This is a genomic window from Flavobacteriales bacterium, assembly GCA_013214975.1.
GTDB lineage: Bacteria > Bacteroidota > Bacteroidia > DT-38 > DT-38 > DT-38.
On sequence record JABSPR010000244.1, the window covers coordinates 1 to 2,933 of the forward strand.

A 2,933-nucleotide genomic window follows, 5' to 3' on the forward strand; every position below is an offset into this window, starting at 1 on the left:
ATAAATGACGGTAATCAAACTTTAACAGGAGTTGTATATGATAAAGAGAATGATAGGACTTGTTTACGATGGGACGGAATAAAAGCTAGCGATTCTAAAGCCCCTTTTGGAAGTATTACTAAGGATCATAAGATTACTAAGTTTAATAAGGGGATACTAAGTGATGATATTGTTCTTGATCTTGACCAACAGGATCCATATCATGATAATTCGGATACTTTGCGTCAGATGTTTTACAATGATATTAATGACTACTATGAAAAGAAAACTCCTGACATGGGAGGCTTTGCTTGGAATAACGGCACATTAGAAGTAATGGAAGGTTACTCTAAAGAACAATTACCTGTGTTGAATGGATTAGCAGAACATTTTGCCATTTCTGATGATTGGTTTTGTTCAATGCCTGGAGGTACAGATGTTAATAGAGCTTTTTCACTTACTGGAAATTCACTTGGGCATCTAAATAATTTTCAGAATGGGGCAACTTATACCGAATGGTCTGAATTTGCTCACCGACCATCCATTTGGAAAACCTTATGGAGTAATGGAATTTCCGATTTTAGAATTTATAATTCCATAGAATGGATAAACTGTAAGTTTACTTATAATCTATTTTTAAAAGGTCAAATACCATCTATAGATGGGCCATTTGATGTTGAGACACATGCTCCAAGTATAAATCAATTTTATTCTGATTTAGAAAATGGAACATTACCAAAATTTGCTTATTTAGAACCGATATGGTGTGCTACTTCGGGGTCTACATCATATCATCCTGGTAATGATTTGATACCTGGAGAGAGAGATTTAAAGAAGATATATGATGCTATTCAAAATAGTGAGTATAGAGATAATACGCTTTTGGTAGTTACATTTGATGAGCATGGAGGTCTACCAGACCATGTACCGCCACCTTACGCTGTAAATCCTTATGCTAATGATTCTGTTGGAGGTTTTGATTTTGATATAATGGGAGTAAGAATACCGACAATACTTGCTTCACCGCATATCGCTAAAAACACGGTATTTAGAGCTGAAAAAGATCATTGTAATTCTTATTCTTATTGTTCAACTTCTATATTAGCAACTATTTTACATTGGTTAGGGATTCCGAAATCAAAATGGGGATTAGGAGAGCGTACAAATAATGCACCTACATTTGAAGGGGTTTTTACAAATGAAGAGGCAAGAAAAGATGATGTTGAGCTTAAGGTTCCTCATGACAAAAATTTCCCTAAAAAAGAGGCGAAGACTCCTAATGTTTGTCATTTACCAGTTCATGGTCTTCATGAAGTAATGTTACTTCGAATGGTTTCTGATTTAACTCCTCACTTAACAACCGCGGAAAGAAAAAATAAAATTCAGGAAATTATTGATAGCACGAAAAATGTAGGTGATATGCATAAGCATCTACATAATTTACATCTTGATTTAAGTAAGAATTAGTAATTTTATTTATCAGTAATAAAAAGGGCGATTAATTTGATTAATCGCCCTTTTTGAGACTTAAATAATAACGTTATTAATCTTCATTTGTGCAACCACATCCTTTCTTTTTTGGTTTAATGTTGCCAGCACAAGGTTTGTCTAAAGGCTCATTCCTTTTACAGCGTTCAAGAGCCGTTTCATAGTCATAACAAGGACTAGGAGGGTTAGGATTGAAAAACAAATCCATTTGAGCCAAAGCACAAATAATTCTTTTATCCTCCTCTATAGGAGGGATTGGGATTCCTGTTCCATTTTTGTTGCCATACCATTTTAAGCAAGCTTTTATTTTAGCTTTCTCTGGATCAATATTTGGATTTTCAGAATACAATTTTAAGAAAGTTGCAGCGACCAAGTCTTGTGCTTCGTATTGTCTTATGTCTGGGATCTTCGATGGATCATCGGTACACTCGCCAGTTACTCCAGCTGCAATCATATGATTCGCAATCATAAAAGGAGTTTCTTGTTTTGAATCTGGATGTATCTTAAACGTACCAGTTTGCAAAACATCTACCGATAGTATTCTATCTTTCAGTGGAGCTTTATCTTTCGGTGGTACTCCTTTTTCGATCTTCTGAAGTACTTCAGGATAGGCACATCTAAACCATCCTGGTGCTTGGGGGTCATAAAGTGCTGATCCACATATCAGTAATGGTAAGGTATACTTATTATCTTCTGACCAACCTGGAGGAGATAGATACAGTTCGAGCATAGATTTAATATAATCTCTGTTTGATCGTTCAGGCGAATCAAAAAAACCAGAAGCCATCATAATGGGGAAATAATCATTCGGATATTCACTTTCTCCTGATCCAGGTGCTGCAATAGGATTGATATCAATAATTGTTTTGTATAATCCGGATTCTGCTTTAGGAATACCCGCAGCTTCTAGTACTTGGCCCCACCGTGTCATTGTAATTGCGTTTTCAAAAGTTCCACCTTGAATTACTGCCCATGGTGGATAATGCATAAGTAAAATCCCTTTTTGTGCAGCAACATTAAGTCCTAAAGGGGGGAATAAATGCCATTTTGAGTGCCCATCTGTTTCACTATCATTAACATAGTATCCAGTCATCGGATTCCAGAGGTTTAGTTTTTTTAATAATTTTTTACCCTTAATGGCTTTTTGAGCATAATCAGAACTGAAAATCTTTGCGTGCCTTTCTCCAAAGGTTGAAAACTTATTATCAGGATCTTCTCCTAAAAGAGTTATCTCGTAATTGTTGTTTTTAATTTTTACATGAACATCTTTGATACCATTAATGTTATCTGCTTTTAAAGAATTAATTGTGTAATGTCGAATTACATCTTCCAGGTTTTTAGGTTCTATATCGTAATTTGCGAACTCCGCTGGAGGAAAAAGTTGTTTTATTTTATTTTTGGGACCTAAAGTGTATTGAATTTTCTCCATAAGAATTATTATTTAAAAGTATATCGTGATTTTTATC

Annotated in this window: 2 protein-coding genes; one reads left to right on the forward strand and one right to left on the reverse strand. The window is 34.9% G+C overall.

The annotated features are described in order from the left end of the window. A partial coding sequence (locus HRT72_08045; protein NQY67659.1) for a hypothetical protein occupies positions 1 to 1,446 on the forward strand: 1,446 nt, incomplete at its 5' end. Between the two features lie 76 nt (positions 1,447 to 1,522). Here the strand turns inward: HRT72_08045 and HRT72_08050 are convergent. Beyond that, entirely contained in the window at positions 1,523 to 2,896 is a 1,374-nt protein-coding gene (locus HRT72_08050; GenBank protein NQY67660.1) for a hypothetical protein, read from the reverse strand. Positions 2,897 to 2,933: the final 37 nt, after the last annotated feature.

Bases quoted from the DNA above. Each gene is read 5' to 3' on its own strand.
- HRT72_08050 (NQY67660.1), bottom strand. From the start codon at position 2,896: ATGGAGAAAATTCAATACACTTTAGGTCCCAAAAATAAAATAAAACAA.